The organism is Pseudomonas sp. CVAP#3, assembly GCF_018986375.1.
Taxonomy (GTDB): domain Bacteria; phylum Pseudomonadota; class Gammaproteobacteria; order Pseudomonadales; family Pseudomonadaceae; genus Aquipseudomonas; species Aquipseudomonas helvetica.
Genome location: NZ_JAHMSC010000002.1, coordinates 95,425 through 117,695, shown reverse-complemented (window position 1 = coordinate 117,695; position 22,271 = coordinate 95,425). Strand labels below are relative to the sequence as shown.

General features: G+C 54.4%; 24 protein-coding genes and 4 pseudogenes. 12 read left to right on the top strand and 16 right to left on the bottom strand.

Going from position 1 to position 22,271, the window contains the following annotated elements; translation table 11 throughout:
- Window positions 1-73: 73 nt before the first annotated feature.
- The gene (locus KRR23_RS04050; RefSeq protein ID WP_216741453.1) at window positions 74-586 is read right to left on the bottom strand and encodes a hypothetical protein; all 513 of its coding nucleotides are present in this window, start codon (window positions 584-586) and stop codon (window positions 74-76) included.
- A 276-nt stretch (window positions 587-862) separates the two neighbouring features.
- Between KRR23_RS04050 and KRR23_RS04045 the strand changes: the two genes are divergently transcribed.
- On the top strand, window positions 863-2,134 hold the full coding sequence (locus KRR23_RS04045) for a hypothetical protein (RefSeq protein ID WP_216741452.1): 1,272 nt from the start codon (window positions 863-865) through the stop codon (window positions 2,132-2,134).
- 155 nt (window positions 2,135-2,289) lie between these two features.
- On the opposite strand, the gene KRR23_RS04040 is transcribed toward KRR23_RS04045, so the two are convergent.
- A complete protein-coding gene (locus KRR23_RS04040) occupies window positions 2,290-2,844 on the bottom strand; it encodes a hypothetical protein (protein WP_216741451.1) in 555 nt (184 codons plus the stop codon).
- A gap of 445 nt (window positions 2,845-3,289) precedes the next feature.
- Between KRR23_RS04040 and KRR23_RS04035 the strand changes: the two genes are divergently transcribed.
- From KRR23_RS04035 to KRR23_RS04025, 3 genes are read left to right on the top strand one after another with little or no spacing between them, the layout of a single operon-like run.
- Window positions 3,290-4,204 carry a hypothetical protein gene (locus tag KRR23_RS04035; protein WP_216741450.1) on the top strand — a complete coding sequence of 305 codons (915 nt, stop codon included), beginning with the start codon at window positions 3,290-3,292 and terminating at the stop codon, window positions 4,202-4,204.
- Window positions 4,205-4,207: 3 nt separating this feature from the next.
- Entirely contained in the window at window positions 4,208-4,651 is a 444-nt protein-coding gene (locus KRR23_RS04030) for a hypothetical protein (protein WP_216741449.1), read from the top strand.
- Between the two features lie 2 nt (window positions 4,652-4,653).
- Entirely contained in the window at window positions 4,654-6,774 is a 2,121-nt protein-coding gene (locus KRR23_RS04025) for an ATP-binding protein (RefSeq protein ID WP_216741448.1), read from the top strand.
- 316 nt (window positions 6,775-7,090) lie between these two features.
- Here KRR23_RS04025 and KRR23_RS04020 read toward each other — a convergent pair whose 3' ends face one another.
- Complete coding sequence (locus KRR23_RS04020; RefSeq protein WP_216741447.1) at window positions 7,091-7,363, bottom strand: hypothetical protein; 273 nt, start codon at window positions 7,361-7,363, stop codon at window positions 7,091-7,093.
- 365 nt (window positions 7,364-7,728) lie between these two features.
- Here KRR23_RS04020 and kdpF point away from each other — a divergent pair, with 365 nt between their 5' ends.
- From kdpF to KRR23_RS03985, 7 genes are all read left to right on the top strand, one after another.
- Entirely contained in the window at window positions 7,729-7,821 is a 93-nt protein-coding gene (kdpF, locus tag KRR23_RS04015; protein WP_019689681.1) for a K(+)-transporting ATPase subunit F, read from the top strand.
- Complete coding sequence (gene kdpA, locus KRR23_RS04010; protein WP_216741446.1) at window positions 7,818-9,590, top strand: potassium-transporting ATPase subunit KdpA; 1,773 nt, start codon at window positions 7,818-7,820, stop codon at window positions 9,588-9,590. Before kdpF ends, kdpA begins: the two co-directional genes overlap by 4 nt.
- A 10-nt stretch (window positions 9,591-9,600) precedes the next feature.
- Entirely contained in the window at window positions 9,601-11,679 is a 2,079-nt protein-coding gene (gene kdpB / locus KRR23_RS04005; RefSeq protein WP_216741445.1) for a potassium-transporting ATPase subunit KdpB, read from the top strand.
- Between the two features lie 12 nt (window positions 11,680-11,691).
- Window positions 11,692-12,264, top strand: coding sequence for a potassium-transporting ATPase subunit KdpC (gene kdpC / locus KRR23_RS04000; RefSeq protein WP_216741444.1), 573 nt, complete (start codon window positions 11,692-11,694; stop codon window positions 12,262-12,264).
- Between the two features lie 22 nt (window positions 12,265-12,286).
- The gene (gene kdpD, locus KRR23_RS03995) at window positions 12,287-14,986 is read left to right on the top strand and encodes a two-component system sensor histidine kinase KdpD (protein WP_216741443.1); all 2,700 of its coding nucleotides are present in this window, start codon (window positions 12,287-12,289) and stop codon (window positions 14,984-14,986) included.
- The gene (locus KRR23_RS03990; protein WP_216741442.1) at window positions 14,983-15,672 is read left to right on the top strand and encodes a response regulator; all 690 of its coding nucleotides are present in this window, start codon (window positions 14,983-14,985) and stop codon (window positions 15,670-15,672) included. Before kdpD ends, KRR23_RS03990 begins: the two co-directional genes overlap by 4 nt.
- A 227-nt stretch (window positions 15,673-15,899) precedes the next feature.
- Window positions 15,900-16,229, top strand: a complete 330-nt coding sequence (locus KRR23_RS03985; protein WP_216741441.1) for a hypothetical protein — start codon at window positions 15,900-15,902, stop codon at window positions 16,227-16,229.
- A 116-nt stretch (window positions 16,230-16,345) separates the two neighbouring features.
- Here the strand turns inward: KRR23_RS03985 and KRR23_RS29275 are convergent, their stop codons facing one another.
- A complete protein-coding gene (locus KRR23_RS29275; RefSeq protein ID WP_256585423.1) occupies window positions 16,346-16,468 on the bottom strand; it encodes a hypothetical protein in 123 nt (40 codons plus the stop codon).
- A 148-nt stretch (window positions 16,469-16,616) separates the two neighbouring features.
- Between KRR23_RS29275 and KRR23_RS03980 the strand changes: the two are divergent.
- Window positions 16,617-16,766, top strand: a pseudogene (locus tag KRR23_RS03980) (S58 family peptidase); the annotation flags it as partial.
- A 71-nt stretch (window positions 16,767-16,837) separates the two neighbouring features.
- On the opposite strand, the gene KRR23_RS03975 reads toward KRR23_RS03980, so the two are convergent.
- The 12 genes and pseudogenes from KRR23_RS03975 to KRR23_RS03925 all read right to left on the bottom strand — a co-directional run bounded on the left by KRR23_RS03975 (window position 16,838) and on the right by KRR23_RS03925 (window position 22,240).
- Complete coding sequence (locus tag KRR23_RS03975) at window positions 16,838-17,224, bottom strand: Imm10 family immunity protein (RefSeq protein WP_216741768.1); 387 nt, start codon at window positions 17,222-17,224, stop codon at window positions 16,838-16,840.
- 18 nt (window positions 17,225-17,242) lie between these two features.
- Window positions 17,243-17,329: pseudogene (locus KRR23_RS03970) on the bottom strand (PAAR domain-containing protein); the annotation flags it as partial.
- 84 nt (window positions 17,330-17,413) lie between these two features.
- Window positions 17,414-17,782 (bottom strand): hypothetical protein, encoded by a 369-nt coding sequence (locus KRR23_RS03965; RefSeq protein WP_216741440.1) that lies wholly within the window; start codon window positions 17,780-17,782, stop codon window positions 17,414-17,416.
- A 158-nt stretch (window positions 17,783-17,940) separates the two neighbouring features.
- Window positions 17,941-18,324: a DUF2750 domain-containing protein gene (locus KRR23_RS03960; RefSeq protein ID WP_216741439.1), complete on the bottom strand. Its 384-nt coding sequence runs from the start codon at window positions 18,322-18,324 to the stop codon at window positions 17,941-17,943.
- Between the two features lie 66 nt (window positions 18,325-18,390).
- Window positions 18,391-18,672: an RHS repeat-associated core domain-containing protein gene (locus KRR23_RS29005; protein WP_367880642.1), complete on the bottom strand. Its 282-nt coding sequence runs from the start codon at window positions 18,670-18,672 to the stop codon at window positions 18,391-18,393.
- Window positions 18,663-18,798: pseudogene (locus KRR23_RS29000) on the bottom strand (PAAR domain-containing protein); the annotation flags it as partial. The pseudogene KRR23_RS29000 and the gene KRR23_RS29005, both read right to left, overlap by 10 nt.
- A gap of 31 nt (window positions 18,799-18,829) precedes the next feature.
- Window positions 18,830-19,444: a hypothetical protein gene (locus KRR23_RS03950; RefSeq protein WP_216741438.1), complete on the bottom strand. Its 615-nt coding sequence runs from the start codon at window positions 19,442-19,444 to the stop codon at window positions 18,830-18,832.
- Window positions 19,445-19,555: 111 nt separating this feature from the next.
- Window positions 19,556-19,789 (bottom strand): AHH domain-containing protein, encoded by a 234-nt coding sequence (locus KRR23_RS29355; protein WP_216741437.1) that lies wholly within the window; start codon window positions 19,787-19,789, stop codon window positions 19,556-19,558.
- A gap of 243 nt (window positions 19,790-20,032) precedes the next feature.
- Window positions 20,033-20,289, bottom strand: a pseudogene (locus KRR23_RS03940) (PAAR domain-containing protein).
- 215 nt (window positions 20,290-20,504) lie between these two features.
- On the bottom strand, window positions 20,505-20,801 hold the full coding sequence (locus KRR23_RS03935; protein WP_216741436.1) for a hypothetical protein: 297 nt from the start codon (window positions 20,799-20,801) through the stop codon (window positions 20,505-20,507).
- A gap of 68 nt (window positions 20,802-20,869) precedes the next feature.
- On the bottom strand, window positions 20,870-21,616 hold the full coding sequence (locus KRR23_RS03930) for a molybdopterin-dependent oxidoreductase (RefSeq protein ID WP_216741435.1): 747 nt from the start codon (window positions 21,614-21,616) through the stop codon (window positions 20,870-20,872).
- 30 nt (window positions 21,617-21,646) lie between these two features.
- The gene (locus KRR23_RS03925) at window positions 21,647-22,240 is read right to left on the bottom strand and encodes a cytochrome b/b6 domain-containing protein (protein WP_019689670.1); all 594 of its coding nucleotides are present in this window, start codon (window positions 22,238-22,240) and stop codon (window positions 21,647-21,649) included.
- Window positions 22,241-22,271: the final 31 nt, after the last annotated feature.

The window sequence follows — 22,271 nt, the reverse complement described above, 5'->3', positions numbered from 1 at the left end:
TCGGGTCAGGTGGTGAGGGCGTATTTCAGCGTACTTGGGGACTTGTTCGGAGTTTCCTTAGATCCGCCACCGCTCAAACAAGCGCCATCACCCTATTTACCCGCCTCACCAACCGCCAGTGGACGATCCACAGCGGCAACGCCAAAGCTCCCCCCAGCGAACCAAGTTCATTGGGCAGCAATGAAACAATCTGCGCGGTACACCACCCCAGCCCTGAGAACAGGCCAAAGCTTTTGAACGAGCCCAGAGCTTTGTTATGCCTGGCTTCACGCCGTAGTGATCGGGCCACGTGAGCGACAATGAAAAAGTCTTCAATGAAGTTGTAAGGCAGCAGAAACATCAGCCATACACTTCGAGGCGACGCCACCCTGGATGGAGGTTTGACCAATGTCAGCGAACGCTGAAGGTCGCGGCAATAAAAGAATACGGCGATCAGGAACACCAGCGTCAATATCGACGCCCCGATGCTGCCCAATGCCCCCAGTTCGCTGAAGATTCCCCCGGCCACCGAAGGATCTACCAAGGGCCACGCCAACGCCCAGGCCACGGGGATGGTCAGCAGAATCTTGAAGACGACGAGCAACATCGACGAACCCCGCAATAAATGACAGTCGCCATTATGCCGCAGCGGATTTTGCCTTGAATGCGGTCACGGGTCGCAGGCGAGCGCCTACAACGAGTGAAACAGGTGTAAACCTATTTCAAGACTAGACACCATCAGCCTAGACGCAATGAAAAATAAATCTGTGCCCCCCTTTTTCTCTGATCGCTCTTGTCAAGAAATTTTCAGGACTTGCTGATGGGATTCAATGTGTTTTCCTACTATTCTATGAATTAACTTTAAGGATGAGTGAGCCCTCGAATGAATATCAATACAATCCTCGCTTGTGCTACGTGTGAGGCTGAAACTCATTGCCGCATAGGCATGTCTAACAGAAAATTTCAACCGCTATCCTTCCTGTGCGAGGGATGTGGCGGTGCTATTGAGATAGACATTAAAGATATGGTAGGCAGCGGCTTGCGCAATGCCGTGGAAGTTCAATTTGAAAGAGACTCTCTCGGGGAACACGACCGTTTTTTTATTGATCTGCATCTAGACTTTCCAATCTGGAGCACCACCTACGTCATGGGTAAAACTCCATATTTTGTTGCAATCGAAATGGTCGACAAGGATAAAACTTTTATAAATGGGATACCAGCTGTAGAAATATTTAGAATCAGGCTAGATATATTGAATCACTTTGGGGAAAAATTTAATGAAGTGAAGCAGCTTCTTAAGTTATACCCTAAAAATAATAAGGAGCTATTCAGGAAAAAGGCCATAGAGTTTTTGAAAGAAGAGCATAGCCCTTCTCTCGCCCCACAGGATATTAATCTTTTACTTTACACTGTGCTTTCTAGGGTTTCGTTAGCCTTTCTTGAGGAGGAAACGGTCAAAGAAGTCACCAGCGGCTACCCGCAAATCATCATGCAACTTGCACAGACTCACCGCGAAAAGCTTGATGAGTTCTATAATTATATTAAAGAGACCGGATTCCTTGATGGGCTTCAACGCGATTGCTTAAGCCTTTATGGGCGTATTTTTGAGCTAGAACTTTATTTGCGACCAGCCATATTTCTTGATTTTTGTACAGGTCAAGAGGGCAAGAAAAGCTCTGCAAAAATCTCTAAACTAGGATTTGAAAGCTGCAAGGACATGTATAAGGACCTGTCGGAGATAGTTGGGCGCCAATTAGCTTTAGTGGCCGGCATAAACAATCTAATTCATCGTGGCGACCACAACTCTTTCTTGCCAAGCAAAGATGGCCCAGCACTCTCTAGCCTCGATAAATTCGCCAACAAGGTCCTTTCCGAAAAACTTAAATACTTGGACGAGTGTTGGTACAAGCTTGATGAGGGGCTATGGAATACCGACATCAGGAATTCAATTGCGCATTACACCTTCGAGTATAACGAATTAACGCAGATCATAACCTGTTATCCAAGCAAGGAGGGACTGCGACAGGAAAACAAGATAGAGATAAACTTTTTAAGCTTTATGCGCACAATATTAATTCAGTTTCGCGAAATGCATTACTTACACCATCTTATCAAGGCACTTTACTACTATGAGTACCTGATTCTAAGCAAGTGAAGCTGAGGGTTTAATTGCGCCTGGTTCCGTAGAGAACCTGAGTGCCCGTATAAAAATGGGACAGACTTATTTATCTGCCTTCAGCCTCGACGCAATGAAAAATAAATCTGCCCCCCTTTTCGTCACTAATAAGTCTTCAGTTTGTTAAGCGAACTTTACTGATTTGATAGCTGCAAAATGAGTGTTTTGGCTAGGCCAATATAGTTTAAGGCTGCGGACTTGGACGGATTGAAGTCGTCCATATGTGCTGCTTGATTTCTTAAAGAGCGCAACTCGTTAAATAGTGCCAATCCTTCTGCATTAAGAACCTGAGCCTGTGCCAATGAGCGATACGCATCTAAGATTGGTCGACGTTCTGGGCCTGCCTCATGAAGACCCAGTTCAAGAACTCGTTTGCGAGCGGTAACTTCAACGTGCTGCCAGCCCTCTAGGATTGCGGATCTTGGGTTGACCTCAGCGAGCCTGTATAACTTTTCTTCCATGGGGTACAGAGTGTCCGAGCCCTTTACGGGGTTCAATTGCTGCTCTGTTGAATCCCGAAGCACCTTCAGTTCACGCTCGAACTCCGCTTCTAGGGGGCCAGCTTTCACCCGTTTCAACAGAGGCAAAAGTCCCGCTATCTGCGTCCTCAAGAGAACCAAGATGGCGATTGAAGCAATTGGCCATGCCAAGGCTTCGGCGATTTTCGTGGTGAATGTTAGCCAATCCATTTTTTAGCAGCCTAACGGTCAATAGGTGAAGCGATCTCAGATAAGACCTTGGAGGAAGGTACGTTTTTCAGTGCTGCGCCGTCTAGCAGTTCATTGTACGAGCACAAGGTAACGCCAGCATTGGGTCGATTTTGGTCAGTCGTGACAGGCTGGAATGGGCCAATGGCTGCCGCTGATTATAAAAAGTACGGTCAAGAATAGCCCCCTGGACGTTACCTGCAAAACTGGGTGCGATTCACACTGTACAGATAAACAGCCCATGTATTTATCGAATCCAAATTACCGGTTCCTGCTAGACCGGTTGATAGCGATTTGATAGCTTCTGAGATATCCGAGGTCGCAAGGCCACGCGAAGTAAACAGATGGTGTCCCACCGGCGCCAATAGATTTCGGAAGGATACGATGAGCATCGCCTCCCGATGAGTATTCACAAGGCAGGCATGCAGTGATCACTACACCCGTTGGCAAATTCACAGGTATAACTTGGGAAGCGCAGTGTCAGCTCGCATTTAAACTCAAGCATGGCGGCGACGGATATCAGCATATACCGGCCTCTCCTGGTGATTTTGGGATCGAGGGATACACGAAACACACCGGATATGCGTTTCAGTGTTACTGCCCAGACCGGCTCTATCATCAAGACGAGCTCTATGAGAAGCAGCGTACGAAGATCAACGACGATCTGAAAAAACTCAGAGATTATGCTGTTGATTTACAGAAAATTCTGGGCGATACAAAAATCAAAAATTGGTGTTTTGTCACCCCCGAAATTAGCAGAAACAAGCTGCACTCCTACACCCAGACCAAACAGACAGAAGTCAGGGGGTGGAGCCTTCCACATCTCGATGATAATTTCACGATCCTGCTCCATGACCATGAGTTCTACATAAAAGAATTCAATCTGCTGCGGACTACAGAAGGTCTGCCTCCATGCCTGGGCTCGCCGACAGAGTCTTTGCCCAAAGTGAGCACTACTCCTGAGCCGTATGACGAGAATCTTGAAAGGAAGTGTCGCCTGCGAATGCCAGGGAGACCCGCCAAGAAAATTGAAGATTTGATCAAGCTGACAACCAACAACTTCCTGGATCACGACACATATTTTCAGTCTCTGTATGACCGATCGCCCCAAACGTATGTAAACGTCGCCCGAATAGTGAATACCTTTGAGCAAGACGTTTTGGAATGGGGACTGACGTCTGACGCAACACCGGAGGAACTCACCACACTGGTGAGGGACAGGTTGATGGAATACCTGACCACTGATCGCCATCTCAACATAGACAAGTCCATGGCAAGTGATGTGGTGCGAAGGACTGTCGCGCGATGGCTTGCGATCTGCGAACTGGACTTCAACGAGTAAATCATGGCTCAGCTCAAATTTATAAGGCGGCCGATTCCGGTACTCTCGGAGCTTCGCCCTCTCTACAAAATTTCCCAGGCGCTTCTAATTCTCCATCTGTCCGGACGTGGCGGCAGATCAAGCCTTCCAAAAATCCACCTGTTGAATTGGGCGCTCAAGACACCCGAGCGTACGCGGTCACTAACAGTCGGTGCCGAGAAAGGTCAATTGCAGCTCCCGATCTGGGGGTTTGACCCTGCAATGGCAATCGCACTTAATCTTGCGTTCAGTGAATCATTGATAGCGCCCACCACAACGGGGTTTGAGCTCACTACCTCCGGCAAATCCTATGTGGAACTGATACTCGCTGACGAATCCGTACTCAGCGAAGAAAAGGCTGCCTTGAAGTCGATCGGGAAGAAAATTACGGAAGACATGGTGAGTACCGTGTCCAAGGGATGGGAATAACGATGTACATCAAAGCAATCCATATCGACATTCAGACGGATAATGGCCCGTTTGGATTCTTTACAGAATTCAACCGCAACTTGAACATCATCCGTGGCCGAAACTCCGCTGGTAAAAGTACAATCGTTCACGCGATCATGTATGCCATGGGTATGGAAGAGTTACTGGGTGCGCAGAATGAAAATGCACTGACCTATGCCTTGAAGGACTATCTGGAGCACGAGGGGCTTAAGCATCAGATCCAGACCTCCAGAGTTACAATCGAAATCGAGAGCAACGGCAAGACTATCACCGCAAGACGCAGCGTTAGAGAAAACGGGCTCAGCACGAAGCTCGTACGGATCCAGGAGTGCTCGGGGCTGACTAAGGGTGAAACGGCCCCCACCCTCTACAAGTTCATTCATGACGCAAACAGCGCTCAGATCGAAGAGGGTTTTTTTAGATACTTTGAGCAATTTCTCGGCTTGCAGTTGCCGCTCGTACCGAGGACAAACAACAAACCAGCAAAGCTTTATTTACAGTACATCTTCGCCGCGATGGTGATCGAGCAGAAACGTGGATGGACGGACTACATTGCAAACCTTCCATATTTCGGCGTGAGAGATGCGCGCATTAAGATCGTCGACTTCTTGGTTGGCACAGACGTGTTCGACACAGATGCCAAGCGCGACATTTTGGATCAAGAATCCAAGCAGATTTATGATGATTGGCAAATTATTTACCGAACACTTTTGGGTGAAACCCTCAAGCAGGGCTTCAAGTTCTCCAACATCTCAAAAACGCCAGTAGCAGATTTCAATGCAGACCTAGTCAACTTCCACAAAACCTCTGACGGTGTAACAGAGAGTATCTTGGAGTATAGGCAGCGCAAGATTAATGAGCACCAAATCATTGGCTTGAAACTCTCTAGCCAGAGTGAAACGCCAACACAAGAAATCACTCAAGCAATTGAAAAGCATACCAATGAACTTGAGCGCTTTACAGTTGCTTATGAGACCTGCCTGGGTGACCTCGCTTTATTGCGCGTCAACCTAAACAGCAACAGACTCAACACTCGACAGGCCAAAGATGAACTGACCAAAAACCACGCTGCACAGAAGCTGATCAAATTCGGTGCATCGCTCAGCCTGTCAACTGCAAGCAACTCTTGTCCAGCGTGCCATCAATCCATTGGCAACTCTCTCGTAGACCTGCATGAGAGTACGCCGCACATGGATATCGACACCAACATAGACTACTTGTCTGCCCAGCTGCGAATGCTCGAAAGAGAAAAGGGTGGAATTGAACAGTCCATCAAAGAGTCTGAGGCGCTGAAGGACCAACTGGCAAGAACACTGTCCGCTACAAAGTCTGCGCTTAGGGCACTACGATCCGACCTAAACTCCAACTCGTCTGTATCCAAATCGGGGATCAGGCTGCAAGTGCAAATCGAGATGGAGCTCGAAGGTCTCACTAAGTTTGAAGAAAGCTCGGATCGGGCACTCGATGCTCTCGGCGCGCTGTCACAACGCTTCCTCGATAACCAAAAAGGTCGGGGGATGATGCCAAGCGATCACTACTCGCCCGCTGACCTAGCTAAGTATTCACTCTTCGAAAGAATGTTCCGCGCCAACATCAGTGCATTCGACTATCACAGCGCGGCAATCGAGGACATCGAGTTCAACAGGGAGAATCTCCTCCCGTACCTCGCCAAGATTGAGCTCAGAGAGATCAATGGTCAAAGACAACCATTCAATTCCGCAGCCCTCGACTCCCCCACAGCTCCAAATATTGGAAGAAGCGATGACAGTCCCAAAGGCAAGGGCAACATTGCCAGGGAGTCCAGCGCCAGCGACTTTGTTCGTCTGATCTGGAGCTACCTGCTTTCCATTTACCAAACCTCCTCTCACCACACGGTCAATGGCAACCACTTGGGTTTCCTGTTGCTGGACGAGCCTGGGCAGCACTCAATGGCTACCAAAAGCCAACAGGCACTCTTCCAGCTTCTGTCGTCCGAGAAAGGGCTGCAAAGCATCGTGGCAGCCTCGTTTGATGACAGTGAGGCCACTTACAGAGAGGCAACCTCTAACGTTGAGTTCAAGCTCATTCAGCTGGAGGACAAGTCGATTTTGCCGCTTAAGTGAGTCGCCTCTGGTTCCGTAGACAGGTGTGAGCGTCGGCTTTTGGCTGTGGATTCAACCGGTGGATGTCCGCTTTGAGTTGTGGATTCAACCGGTTGAATCCACAGTCGCTTGTTGCCGTTGCTGATGAGTGTCCCTTTTTGTGTAAGGGCGTAATAAACCGGATATTTTCAGTGCATGCAGAATAGCCAAGATCGCAGCCTACGGCAGCTCCTACGCCGGACAATCGAGTCCGTACGTAAATCCGGAACTGCCGCAGACTGCGATCTTTCAAACGCTTAACGGACAAACATCACGCCTTCAGAGCACCCGCCTTCACTCACTTCCCCACCTCCTCCCGCAAACGTCTACCAATCACATCCATCAAATCGCACCCATCGCGCAACGGAATGGCCAGCAGTTTGGCGAAGTCGGCCAGCACCACCGTGTCGCTCTCAATATCAGCACGAAAAGCGATATTTTCCAGCACCTGAGTAACCGTGCGGATGCGGTAGTCGGCGGTGGCTTGCAGTACGTCGAGTGGGGCTTGGGTGTCGATGAGCAGGGAGGCCGGGATCAGGTCGATTCCGGTGAGGGGCATGTATCGATTCATTTTGAAGATCTCTTATTGATGGGATCCTCTGTTGATCAGGTCGCCAAACCCAGTCGCCGGGCGACGCAGCAAACTATAAGCCTCACCCAATCACGGGGCAAGGTGACGGATTCCTGGGTTTATGTAAGACCCGTATTGATACGACCCTGAACCTTTAAACGCCTCGTTGTACCCGACCAGCATCTTTATCAGATCTTTATTTCCCCGCCCCTAATCCTGTCAACAACTTTCCAAGCGTCCATTTAGGCTTTCCTCATTCCCGGAGGAAACGCCATGGACTTCTTCTATCTGCTACTCGGTGCACTGTTTCTCATCATTCTCGTCGGCCTGACGTACGGCTGCGCGGCGCTCAACAGGAGGCGGTCATGACCGGTTTCTACCTTTTCGGCGGGCTCATTGCGGCCGGCTTGCTGGTTTACCTCGTCGCCGCGCTGCTGTTTCCGGAGGACTTCCTGTGACTATTCAAGCCTGGGTTTTACTCGCAGCCTTTCTCCTGGCGCTGGGGCTTCTGGCCTGGCCACTGGGACGTTGGCTGACCACGGTGATGGAGGGCCGATTTGCCTTCGGTTCGCGCATCGAGTCGCCGCTGTATCGCCTGGCCGGCGTCAACCCTGAAATGCAGATGGGGTGGCTCCAGTACGCGCTCGCATTGATTCTGTTCAACGCGTTGGGGGTTCTGGTCGTTTATGCCTTGCAACGGTTGCAAGGCGTGCTGCCGTTCAACCCGCAGGGGTTTGCGGCCGTCACTCCCGACTCCTCGTTCAACACCGCTTTCAGCTTCGTGACCAACACCAACTGGCAAGCCTATAGCGGCGAGTCGACGATGAGTTACCTGACGCAGATGCTCGCGTTGACGGTGCAGAACTTCCTGTCCGCCGCCACCGGCATTGTGGTGGCGATTGCGCTGATCCGTGGGTTCGCACGACATAGCGCGGACAGCATCGGCAACGCTTGGACCGACCTCACCCGGATAACGCTGTGGGTGTTGTTGCCACTGTCGCTGATACTCGCGTTGTTCTTTGTCAGCCAGGGCGCGATTCAGAACCTTGACCCGTACAAGGACGTCTCGACACTGGAGGTCATGCAGTACCAGAACCCGGTGCTGAATGACGCCGGCCAGCCGACCCTCAATGCCCAGGGCAATCCGGTGACCAAGGCCACCAGCACCGACAAGCAGACAATTGCCATGGGGCCGGTGGCCTCGCAAGAAGCGATCAAGATGCTCGGCACCAATGGCGGCGGTTTCTTCAACGCCAACTCGTCGCACCCTTACGAGAACCCGACCGCCATCACCAACTTCTTCCAGTTGCTGGCGATCTTCCTGATCCCGACCGCGCTGTGTTTCGTGTTCGGTCATGTCGTCGGTGACATACGCCAGGGCTGGGCGCTGCTGGCGACGATGACGATCATCTTCGTGATTGCGGTGGTGGCCGTCACCCATTACGAACAACTGGGCAATCCACAGTTTTCAGCGCTGGGTATCGACACGGCGGCGGGCAACATGGAGGGCAAGGAACTGCGCTTCGGTATCAGTGCCTCCAGCCTGTTTGCGGCGGTGACGACGGCGGCTTCATGCGGTGCGGTCAACGCGATGCACGACTCGTTCACCCCACTGGGCGGTGCGGTGCCGCTGGTGCTGATGCAACTCGGTGAAGTGGTGTTCGGCGGCACCGGTTCCGGTCTGTACGGCATGCTGATATTCGCCATTCTCGCGGTGTTTATCGCTGGCCTGATGATCGGCCGTACGCCTGAATACCTGGGCAAGAAGATCGAAGCCTTCGAGATGAAAATGGTCGCCATCGCGATTCTGGTGACGCCGTTGCTGGTGCTGTTCGGGACCGCCATTGCGGTGATGGCCGAGGCCGGCAAGCTGGGAATCGCCAACCCTGGCGCCCATGGCTTTTCGGAGATCCTCTACGCCTTCACCTCGGCGGCGAACAACAACGGCAGCGCCTTCGCCGGTCTGTCGGCCAACACCCCGTTCTACAACATCATGCTGGCCATCGCCTGTTGGTTAGGCCGCTTCGGCGTGATCGTACCGGTGCTCGCCGTCGCTGGCAGCCTGGCCGCCAAGAAACGCCTGGCCGTCACCGGCGGCACGATGCCGACCCACGGGATGCTGTTCGTTGTACTGCTGATTGGCACGGTGTTGCTGGTCGGCTTGCTGAACTACGTACCGGCGCTCGCGCTGGGTCCCGTCGTCGAACACCTCATCATGATCAAGTGAGACCACGAACATGACACGTAAAGCGTTCTCCTTGTTCGACCCGAAACTGATAAGGCCTGCGATGGTCGAGTCGGTGCGCAAACTCAGCCCACGAATCCAGTGGCGCAACCCGGTGATGTTTGTCGTCTACATCGGCGCGATCATCACCACCGCCCTCTGGGCGCAAGCCCTCAGCGGCAAGGGTGAAGCCAGCAGCGGGTTCATCCTCGCGATTGCCTTGTGGCTATGGTTCACCGTGCTGTTCGCCAACTTTGCCGAGGCCCTCGCCGAAGGCCGCAGCAAAGCCCAGGCGGCCTCCCTGCGCGACCTGAAAAAGCAAACCTGGGCCAAGAAACTGCGCGAGCCGCACTACGGCGCCGAGTGGCAGTTGGCTCAGTCGAGTGACCTGTGCAAAGGCGACGTGGTGGTGGTTGAAGCCGGTGACCTCGCGAACTCGGTGATCCCCGCCGACGGCGAAGTGATCGAAGGCGCGGCCTCGGTGGATGAGTCGGCGATTACCGGCGAATCGGCCCCGGTGATTCGCGAGTCTGGCGGCGACTTCTCGTCGGTGACTGGCGGTACGCGGGTGCTGTCGGACTGGATCGTGGTCCGCGTGACTGCCAACCCCGGCGAGACCTTCGTCGACCGCATGATTGCCATGGTCGAAAATGCCAAGCGGCAAAAGACCCCGAACGAAATCGCCCTGTCGATCCTGCTGGTCGCACTGACCATCGTGTTCCTCGGCGTGACGGTGACACTCCTGCCCTACTCCCTATTTGGGGTCGCAGCAGCCAAATCCGGCTCGCCAGTCTCGATCACCGTGCTCATCTCGTTGTTGGTGTGTCTGATTCCCACGACCATCGCCGGGCTGCTGTCGGCGGTCGGTGTGGCGGGCATGAGCCGCATGATGGAAGCCAACGTGATCGCCACTTCCGGGCGGGCCGTGGAGGCTGCTGGTGACGTGGATGTGTTGCTGCTCGACAAGACCGGGACCATCACCCTGGGCAACCGCCACGCCTCGGCGTTCTTGCCGGCGCCGGGCATCAAGGAAGCGGAGCTGGCGGATATCGCACAGCTAGCGTCACTGGCCGACGAAACGCCTGAGGGCCGCAGCATCGTGGTCCTGGCCAAACAACGGTTCAACCTGCGCGAACGCGACATCACCGCGCTGCATGCGCACTTCGTGCACTTTTCGGCGCAGACCCGCATGAGCGGCGTCAACATGGATGAGCGGCAACTGCGCAAGGGGGCCGGCGAGGCGATTCTCAAGCATGTCCAAAGCCTGGGCGGACACTTTCCGGAAGCGGTGCAAACCATCGTAGAACAAGTGGCTCAGCGCGGCAGTACGCCGCTGGTGGTCGCCGATGGGGCCAGGGTGCTGGGCGTCATCGAACTCAAGGACATCGTCAAGGGCGGCATCAAGGAGCGCTTCTCCGAGCTGCGGCGCATGGGGATCAAGACCGTGATGGTGACCGGGGACAACCGGATCACCGCCGCCGCCATCGCCGCCGAGGCCGGTGTCGATGACTTCCTGGCGGAAGCCACACCCGAACAAAAGCTCGAACTGATCCGCAGCTACCAGGCCGAAGGCCGGCTGGTGGCCATGACCGGCGACGGCACCAACGATGCCCCGGCGCTGGCGCAGGCGGATGTCGCCGTGGCGATGAACTCAGGGACTCAGGCGGCCAAGGAAGCCGGCAACATGGTCGACCTCGACAGCAACCCGACCAAGTTGATCGAGGTGGTGGAAACCGGCAAACAGATGCTGATGACCCGGGGTTCGCTGACCACGTTCTCGATTGCCAACGACATCGCCAAGTATTTCGCGATCGTGCCGGCAGCCTTTGTCAGCACTTACCCGCAGCTCGCGGCACTGAACATCATGGGCCTGACGAGCCCGAATTCGGCGGTGCTGTCGGCGGTGATTTTCAACGCGCTGATTATCATTTTCCTGATTCCCCTGGCGCTCCGAGGCGTGAAGTACCGCCCGGTCGGTGCGGCCCTGCTGCTGCGGCGTAACCTGTTGATCTATGGGTTGGGTGGGGTAATCGTTCCATTCATTGGCATCAAAGTGATCGACATGGCGCTGTCCGCTGTCGGTCTGACTTGAGGGAGTATGGCCATGTTATCTCTGCTGCGTCCGGCATTAACCCTGTTGATTGCACTGTCACTGCTCACCGGGCTCGCCTATCCGCTGGTCACCACCGGGATTGCCCGGCTGGTCTTTCCCCATCAGGCCGCCGGCAGCCTGATCGAAAGAGACGGCAAAACCGTGGGCTCGCTGTTGATCGGTCAGGGCTTCAGTGATCCGAAGTATTTCTGGAGCCGCCCTTCCGCCACCAGCCCCATGCCCTACAACCCGCTGGCCTCGGGCGGCTCGAACCTCGGTCCGCTGAACCCGGCGCTGGCGGATGCGATGAAGGGCCGCATCGATGCGTTGCACGCTGCCGATCCCGGCAACACCGCCACGGTGCCCGCCGACCTGGTCTACAGTTCCGCCAGTGGCCTTGATCCGCATATCAGCATCGCGGCAGCGCTGTACCAGGCGGGCCGGGTTTCGCGGGTGCGCAACCTGCCCGTCGACAAGGTTCGCGAACTGATCAACCAACACGCCGAAGGCACGCTGCTCGGGTTTCTCGGCGAGCCTCGGGTCAACGTTCTGGAACTGAACCTGGCACTCGACGCCGCACATTGAGCGTTAACACACGGTGAGCTTGATGGCCGAAGAACGTCCTGATCCGGACCAGCTACTGGCCCGGATTCGCGAAGAAGAAGCGCAAGCCAAACGCGGTCGGCTGAAGATTTTTTTCGGCGCCAGCGCCGGTGTCGGCAAGACCTACGCGATGCTCGCCGCCGCACAGACCGCGAAGCTGCAAAACATCAATGTGCTGGTCGGCGTGATCGAGACCCACGGTCGCGCCGAGACTCAGGCCCTGACAGAGGGCCTTGAACTATTGCCTCGCAAGCAGGTGGTCGACAAGAACCGTACGTTGACCGAATTCGATCTGGACGCCGCGCTCGCGCGCAAACCGGGCCTGATTCTGATCGACGAACTGGCTCACTCCAATATCGCAGGCTCCCGACATCCAAAGCGCTGGCAGGATGTAGAAGAACTGCTCAGTGCCGGTATCGATGTCTGGTCGACGATGAATGTTCAGCACCTCGAAAGCCTGAACGACATTGTCGGCGGCATCACCGGGATTCGCGTCTGGGAGACCGTGCCCGACCATGTCTTCGACACCGCCGATGAAGTGGTCATCGTCGACTTGCCGCCCGACGACCTGTTGCAGCGCTTGAAGGAAGGCAAGGTCTATATGGCGCAACAGGCCGAGCGTGCGGTGCAGAATTTCTTCCGCAAGGGCAACCTGATCGCCCTGCGCGAACTGGCGCTGCGCCGAACCGCCGACCGGGTCGACAGCGAGATGTTGCAGTATCGCCAAAGCGGCGCGGTGAAACCGGTGTGGGGCACCCGCGAGTCGTTGCTTGCCTGCGTTGGCCCCAATGATCAGGCCGAAAAAACCGTACGCTCGACGGCGCGCCTGGCCGCTCAGCTCAACGTGCCGTGGCACGCCGTGTATGTCGAAACCCCGGCCTTGCAGCGCCTGCCCGAGGTCAAGCGTCGTCGGGTGCTGGCAACCTTGAAACTGGCTCAGGACATGGGCGCGCAAATCTCGACCCTGGCGGGCCAGGACATTGCCGAAACGCTGGTCAAGTACGCACGGCAACACAACCTTTCAAAAGTCGTGCTGGGCCGTGATGAACGTCCGCGCCAACGACTCTGGCGGCGAGTGCTTGCGGATCGGATTGGGGTGCTGGGCACCGATCTTGACGTGATTCAAATCTCGCTGCCGGAGAGTCGCCGCCCACAAGCCGAGACAACCTCCACCGCCAGCGACAGCCCGATCACCTGGCGCCCCTATCTCTGGAGCGTCGCGATCTGTGCGGTGACGACCCTGTTGGCCATGCCGCTGTTCCAGGTGCTGGAGCAGGCCAACATCGTCATGCTGTTCCTGCTGGCCGTCGTCGCCGTCGCGGTACGCTTTGGCCGTGGCCCGGCCATCATGGCGGCCTTTGTCTCGGTCGGCGCCTTCGACTTTTTCTTTGTGGCGCCACGTTTTTCATTCGCCATCGCCGATATCCAGTATCTGGTGACCTTTAGCGTGATGCTCGTGGTGGCCCTGGTGATCGGGCAAATGACCGCCAGCCTGACCTATCAGGCACGGGTGGCGCAACGGCGCGAAGACCGCATGCGCGGGCTGTACGACATGTCACGCCTGTTGTCCGCCGCACTGTTGACCGAACAGGTCGCGGAAATCGGCGCGCAGTTCCTCGCGGCCGAATTTGGCGCCCGGTCGGCACTGCTGGTGGCCGACGACCACAATAAACTGCAGGCGCCGATGGTCACAGGGGACGCACCGCAAGTCGACGTTGCGATTGCCCAGTGGTCGTACGACAAAACCGAACCGGCCGGATACGGCACCGACACCCTGCCCTCCAGTTCCACGCTCTACTTGCCCTTGTCGGCGCCGATGCGGGTGCGCGGGGTCCTGGCCGTGCAGCCGCGCGACACGACCCGGCTGGCGGTGCCGGAACAGCGCCGCCTGCTCGACACCTGCGCGTCATTGCTGGCCATCTCGCTCGAACGGATTCACTACATCAACGTCGCCCAGGACACCACGGTTCAGATGGAATCCGAGCGGTTGCGCAACTCGCTGCTGTCGGCCATCTCCCACGATTTGCGCACCCCGCTGTCAGTCATGGTCGGACTCGCCGAAGCGCTCAAACTGACCAAACCGCCTCTGACCGGCGATGCCGCCGAGATCGCCACGGCGGTGGGCGAATCTGCGCTGCGCATGAATACGCTGGTCAATAACCTGCTGGACATGGCTCGCCTCGAGTCCGGCAACGTGGTGTTGAATCGTCAATGGCAACCCATCGAAGACGTGGTCGGTAGCGCGCTGAGAGCTATTCAGCCGATTCTAGGAGGGCGTTCGGTGCAGGTCGCACTCGAGGAGGACTTGCCACCGGTTCGCATCGATGCGGTGCTGATCGAGCGCATCCTCATCAACCTGATCGAAAACGCCATCAAGTACACCCCACCCGGCACGCCGATCAGTCTGGGCGCCAGCGCCACGCCCGAGAGCATCGAATTGTGGGTCGCCGATGAGGGACCGGGCTTGCCCCGCGGACATGAAGAGGCGATCTTCAACAAATTCATGCGCGGCAAAAAGGAAAGTTCGATTCCCGGCGTCGGTCTGGGCCTGGCCATTTGCCGAGCAATTGCCCAGGCGCATGGCGGAACCATGCTCGGTGTTACCCGCCCGGAAGGCGGTGCGCGCTTCACCTTGCGTCTGCCCCGAGAAGAGCCGCCGAACATCGAAGCGCTTTCGCAGCAAACTGACGAGGACCCATCATGAGCGAACCGGTGCTGCGCGTCCTGCTGATTGAAGACGAAAAGGACATTCGCCGTTTTGTGCGGATGGCCCTGCAAGCCGATGGCCTGGAAGTGCATGAAGCCGAGACCTTTCAGCGCGGCCTGATCGACGCGGGCACACGCCGGCCGGACCTGATCGTGCTGGATCTCGGCCTGCCTGACGGTGACGGCGTTGACCTCATCCGGGATCTGCGCACCTGGTCAGAGGTGCCGATCATTGTCTTGTCGGCCCGTGGCGCCGAATCCGACAAGATCCTGGCCCTCGACACCGGGGCCGACGATTACCTGGTAAAACCCTTCGGCACCGGCGAACTGCTCGCACGCGTGCGTGCCCTGTTACGCAGGCGCGTGAAAGATACCGAGAACCGCTCGGTCCTGGCCTTCTCCGACATTCAAATTGATCTGGACCGACGCGTCGTGGAGCGCGCCGGTGTGCCTTTGCACCTGACGCCACTGGAATACCGTTTGCTGGTTCATCTGTGCTCGCACCCGGACCGGGTGCTGACGCACCTGCAACTGCTCAAAGCGGTATGGGGCCCTTCGCACACCACCGATACACCGTACCTTCGGGTGTTCATGGGCGGCCTGCGCAAGAAAATCGAAGCAGACCCGTCGCAGCCGCGCCATCTAGTGACCGAAACCGGTGTCGGTTACCGTTTCATTCCTTGAACACTGAGCGGCACGGGTTGAATTCGGATGCAGGCTTCATGCCCCGAGAACCCGTGGCTACCGTTCGTCCAGGCTGAAGCGGGAGCGCCCTTTCCTCGTCTACACCTTTAGACAGGAGTCCTTTTACGGTCGATTGGACACTGGGCATTTCATTCGATGGCATACGAAGCGCCATACCGAACGGCAGTACTTCAAGCTTCGGGTTTCATTTCTCAAGGAATAGAAAAATGGGCACTAGCAGCAAAGACTGGCATGCATGGCTGAACGCAATGCCACCGAAACCGGATGACTTCCACGTGGTAGGCGATGTTGAAGTTGCCAATCCGGGGATCGAGGCCTATCTGACCATGCGAGCCCCGCAAGGCTTTAATCCGTCGATCCTCATGCTGGATCTGCACTTGATCCAACGGCCTGGAAACTGGGCACAAATGCTGTCCTGTACGCAGGCCAGGTACGACCGGGTAATGCCCCCCAGCGCGCCCCATTACACCGCCGTCGACATTTACCAAAATGGCGAGCGATTGGCGTACATCGACTACATTCCCACCGTCACCTGACCGGCCCGTAACCGGGCACTAGAGGTAGCAACAAAGGCTGTGCCGGCAACGTTCGAAAAGCGCCACGTATACAAGGTCAGGAGGATCCGGAATAACGCGGCGCTCTGTTCTTTTGCTTACATCGGCGAGATGGTCGCAAGCGCACCGATCACGATGGTCAATGCCAGAAATCCACCCAGGAAAATCGCCATCTTCAGCATTTGGCCTCCAAAATTATACGTCTGTGGTTGCAGTGTCATTGTGAGGCTCGGGCCGGGTTCATTACAGAAGCAGATAGCCCGGGAAAATACAGATCAGTTCAACCCGCCGACATTCCCGTCACTACCCCCCGGCGTATGCCCTGAGCAATGTGCGCCTTTACTGTCTAACGTGACTGAGAGTTTCAGCATGAAACCACGTGCCCGCGACCTGAACATCCAATTCGGCCAGCTGCAACCCTGCCCCCTTAACACCATCACCGATGTGCCCGGCGTACGGGTCGGCCACAGCAATGTGCGTGGACGAACAGCCGACGGCCGCGACATTCATACCGGCATCAATGGCCGGTGGAGTCGCTAGACGAATAATGTCCTTCATAGTTTCGCCGTCCTACCTCACCTCATGACCAATTACGACCGTGTAATTGTTGTTGACGTCTCAATGAATATCTCTCTTAGCGAGCTTTCAATATCGTCGATAGACCCCAGCTGAGGAGTAATCTCTATTCCAATGGTTTTTATCGTATTGCACCACGGGGTGGCGTTAGAAAAATTGAAAACCAGTTTGTCTGCTGCTATCAAAACATCATCAACGCCACCATAGCCAGCCATCCCAGGCTCACCTATCTCAACATAATACGTGTCCTGACCAAGCTCTACATCTTGCTCATAAACTTCTTCAGTTCGCTGCAAAATGAGAAAGTGCTTAGGATCATCTAAGCTGTCTGCAAGCCCGAATGTCAAAACATCATCCTCTGAGGAGGAATCATAATATGTTGCCGAAAATTGAATATTCATTACTTTCTCCTTCCAGTTTTTGGTGTTGAGGTCAGTCTGAGAGAATGCCTCTATAACCACACCACCATGGCTAGTGAAGTCGCCCAAGCGGATGATGTCTTTCATCGGGCTCGTCCACCCTCATCCTGTTTCTGTCTTGAATCAACAAAGACCAATAACTGCTGTTGATCTCATGTCCTCATCTGGGTATCAGGAGCCAATGTATTTGTAATAAACCGCCAGCTGACCATTGCTTTCGGAAACTTCAATATGAAGGATGGCCTCACTAGGTTTGCCATCAGCAAAAATAACGCATTCTAATCCGAGTGCTTTGCCGTTTGTTTCATAAGTATCAATAAACGGACGTTGTCGCCGGTGCGAATCAAAGGCCTTCTCTTCAGGTGCGATAGATAATTTTGTGCCCTTTTCGAAGTAGTCATCAATGGACTCGTAAATTTCATCAGCTACTGCATTGGAAATTCTAGAACCCTGTAGTAGTGCCTTGGAATCTCGCAGATTTATGGCTTCAACGAATTCTTTAGCCTTGGTATATGCTTGTTGATTTGTGGGTGTACTCATTGAATACCCCACAGCGATCCAGCCGAAACAGGAAGGTAATCATCCTCATTAGATATCAGCTCAAAAACAATCCTGTGAAATCGATCAGTCATACTGGATGTACTCACGGCCTATGTGTTGTCCGTATGAAGTGGACGGCGAAACGTCAACCAATAAGGTTATTCATACTGCTCAAGCTCTTGCTTGATGACGCCCAGCAAGTCCTCGGGTGGTACGAGAAGACCTTGTTCATCAGGCGTCGAAAATATTTGGCAGATCCTACCATCACCCTGCATTCCGGGAAGCCAACGCATTAGGAAATCGTTCAACTCAATGGGTTTTGCTGTGAACCCATTCCATTCAGCACTTGCGCACAGAGTCGCGAAGCCCTCCTCCGGCCAGAATGGAACAGCTGTTATCTTTCCGGACTCAGCAGTCGCCCACCCATTGTCAAACAAAGCCCAGACGACCTCAACGTCTGCTACCTTTCGGATGAAGTAGTCGTATCTCTCTTGAGGCGCTAGCCTCAAGACATTTTCGATTTTCTTTTGATGAGTACCCATCATAAGAAAGAGAAAAAAATACTATTGACGTAGCAAGCCATACTTATAGTTCCCCCCTCCGACTCTTCAACCAAAAAATAAATCAAGTGATCCCAGGATACGTCCTCTGGAATATTGATCGAATAAAATATACCCGCCCTGCTTCCTGGCGGGCTCATTTTTTCTAAGCCGAATGGGTCGATCCATTCGATCGGATTCGGTGCATATTGATAGACGTTGAGGCCACCGGCAAACCCTCATCGGATCCTGACTGATAAGCCGCCCAACGCTTGGATCATAGTACTGATACCGGTTGTAATGCAGCCCCGTCTCATGGTCGTGGTACTGCCCCTGGAGACACCTTTGCACAGTGGGCAGCTGACTTTGTGACCAACACCGGCAATCGGTTTGCCGTTGAGGTCGGTTTGGGCAAAGACTTCAAGGACCACCCCACCATGAGCTGGTGGAGTCACCTAATCTGATAACGTCTTTCACATCACTCTCCCTGGCTCATAAGTCGGCCTACTCAGATGCGTCTTATTCCCGACCAAAGCACACTTTCCAATGGAGTAAACGCTATCCCTTTAAAATTTATCGCCAAGTCTTTGAACGTCTGAGAACAGATCAAGCTATCACTACCTGAAATAAGCCGCTTATATTTGAACAGGTCTAGCTTCCAGTCACTGGGAAGAATCAACCTCTTGAATCTGACAGCCCTTCCATTTTCCTCAACAAACGTAGAGGCCGGATCGGAATTAGACCGAACATCTAGCTCTTCAAATAATACAGCATTGTAATTTTTTGAGGAGATGCGCGCTCCCGCCTCAGATAGCACTTCGATCTTCACGCTATCCACAATACTCACATCAAGCCCATTACATGCTGCCAAAAACTCATCACTCACTATGTACAAAAAACGTGAAATGCTACGAATATCGAAATCATAGTACTTATCCTTGGAAATAAGAACCATGCCCTCCGGAAAGGATGTGCGCGGCCCGGGCTTACCTTTTTCTGCATACCAGGGGAAAAAACCGAATTCTACGCCCTTGGTGCTTGAATAGAATTTGTCGTAGAGACCTGCATACAAAATGCCTATCGGACAGCCCGGTTCTTCTTTCTGAGAAAGCACGTAATTCATAGTTCTCAAAACCTTAATTATCGAACTCGACATTATTTGGCTCCCGGCACTGACAGGCTTGCTCTTAACCTGGACTGGATTGCCGATATCTGAGCACGAGCCTGAACGTTATCAATATCCCCAGATATCATAATCGTCCCGAACCTTTTCAACCATTGGCGTGTAGACCTTGCCATGAGAGCCACAATGGTAAAAAACACGCTTGGTTTTCCTGGCCTGTTCCGCACTGTCGGGCATCAATATTCCATTCTCCTTTTTATCCCGTTCACCGGCCATGCCGATATCCGAGAAAAAGCTCGCCTGCCGACCCCATACTTCCTCAGGAATGAGGTGATGGGCTTGCATTTTGTCGTTGGTTTTGCCACCTAATGCCCGATCAAGTGTTCTACTGCATAAACCATTGGGGTCGACCCATTGAGTCGGACTGACTGCATATTGATAAAAATTAATACCACCGGCATAACTGATTGGGTCGTGGCTGATAAATCACACAACAGCCGGATCGAAGGCGAAGGTTTCCACGCCCGGACGGCTGATGGCGTTGAGCAGGCGACCGACCGGGAGATTTGCTCTGAAGTTAGAGTAACGTCAGCTAATTACAACCCCCTTTGGACCGCTGGCCATCAGACTGGCATCACACGCGGTTTTCATACCATCCAGTGCCACAGCGATTCCACCTACTGTGTAGGTGCTGCTGCCCTCGGTAATAGGAAACACCTCTTTGCACAGCTAACTTTGTGGCCGACGCCGGCAATGGGTTTGCCGTTGAGATCGGCTTGAGAGAAGGCTTCGAGTACCGCACCTCCATGACTGGTGGAGTCGCCCAAGCGGATGAAGTCTTTCATTGGAAGTAAGTGCCCTGTAGGAGCAAATTTACGGTCTTCACAATGGAACCTCGCCTCCCAGTTACTCAGCCAAGTGCGCAATTTTTTGCGCACTCTGAATGAGCCACTCCTGACTCCATGACAGACGGCTGTTCTGGTGCCTCAGCAGCTACTGATGACCCTGGCATGTCCTGGGCGGGACCACACGCGATCCACTGCTGAAGCGACCGGACACGTTAATATTTTTTCATCGTGTCAGTGCCCATTTCGTCCTTTTTCTCCATGCCCTCGCTCTTCATCGCGCCACCTTTCTCCATGCTGTCTTTTTTCATGGTGGCACTCTTGGTCTTCTCGCCCTTGGTCTTGTAGTGGTGCTTGGTCTTGGTGGCATCGCTTTTCATTTCGTCCTTTTTCATCGTGCCCTTGTCCATCTGATCCTTGGACATGTCATTCGTATTGGCTTCAGCCGCAAACAACGGGGCGGCCACCACCAGGACTACGGCAGCAATCGCCGCAGCAATCAGCTTCTTCATGTCACTACTCCTGTGCAGTTCGCGTTAAGGACAGCGGCAATGCGCCGCGTTTCAGAACAGCCGATTGCTCAACTGCCACTGAACCAGTTGTAACCCTGATCTTCCCAATATCCACCGGGGTAATCGTTGGTCACGAAAATCTCCACCACATGTTTCGGGTTCTTGAAGCCCAGCTTTGTCGGCATACGCAGCCGCAGCGGGTAACCGTATTCCGGCGGCAATACCTGATCGTCATAGCTCAGGGTCAGCAGCGTTTGCGCATGCAAGGCCGTAGGCATGTCGATGCTGGTGTAATAGTCGTCAGCGCATTTGAGCCCGACATATTTGGCACCGGTATCGGCGCCCACCCGTTGCAGAAAAGTCGAAAAGGTCACCCCACCCCATTTGCCGATGGCGCTCCAGCCCTCCACGCAAATCAGCCGTGTGACCTGAGTGGTGCGCGGCAACTGGTTCAATTCGGCCAGGGTCCAGCTGTGTTTGTCCTGGACCAGACCGCCAACCGTGAGTGTGAACTCATCTTCCTCGATGTCCGGAATACCGTTGCGGTCGTAATAGGCATTGAACGGAAACGGGCGCGTCATCATCGACTCGGGGTAGGTCGGTGCCAGTCTGCCCGGATCGAACAGCGCCGCCTGAACCTTGTCATTGAAGCGCGAGACCATTTTCAGCATGGACTCCACCGAGTTGCTGTCGTCCAGCCGACAACCTGTCAGCAAGGCAATCCCACCCAGCGTCCAGGCATGCCGAAGAAATTGTCTGCGTGCGGGTAAATCAAGTTCCTGCGCCACCGATTTGATGATGGCGGGGTCATCCATCCGGTCTTTTCCCGTCGTTCTGTTCATGAGTTAGCGCCCCCGCAGCATGGCAATCAGGGTGCGTGGCACGAGGGCCACCATCACCAGATGCACCACGGTAAAAGCGACCAGCAACGCCATGCAGACAAAATGCACGATGCGCGCCGAGTCATAGCCGCCCATCAACTCCCTCAGTAACGGAAACTGCACTGACTTCCAGATCACCAGGCCCGACAGCACGAGCACAATGAGATCGAGCACGGCAAACAGGTAGGCGAGCTTTTGCAGGGTGTTGTAGTGCCGCAAGTCCGCATGGGCGAGCTTGCCTCTGAGCGCGGCGAAAAAATCATGCAGGACTTCGCGGGGAGGTATGGGGAAGAATTTGTGGACGATACGCCCGGAAAAGATATTCAGCAGCAGGTAGACAATACCGTTGATGAACAGTACCCACATCGCCGCAAAGTGCCACAGCAGTGCACCTGCCAACCAACCGCCCAAGGTGATACTGGCGGGAATCTGAAAGGAAAAAATCGGCGCGGCGTTATAGATGCGCCAGCCGCTCATCACCAGGATGACCACGGCGATGACGTTGATCCAATGGGTCAGCCGCAGCCAGATCGGGTGAATAGTTTGCGAACTACTCATGATGCCTGCCCTGCCGGCAACGCGCCGGTAA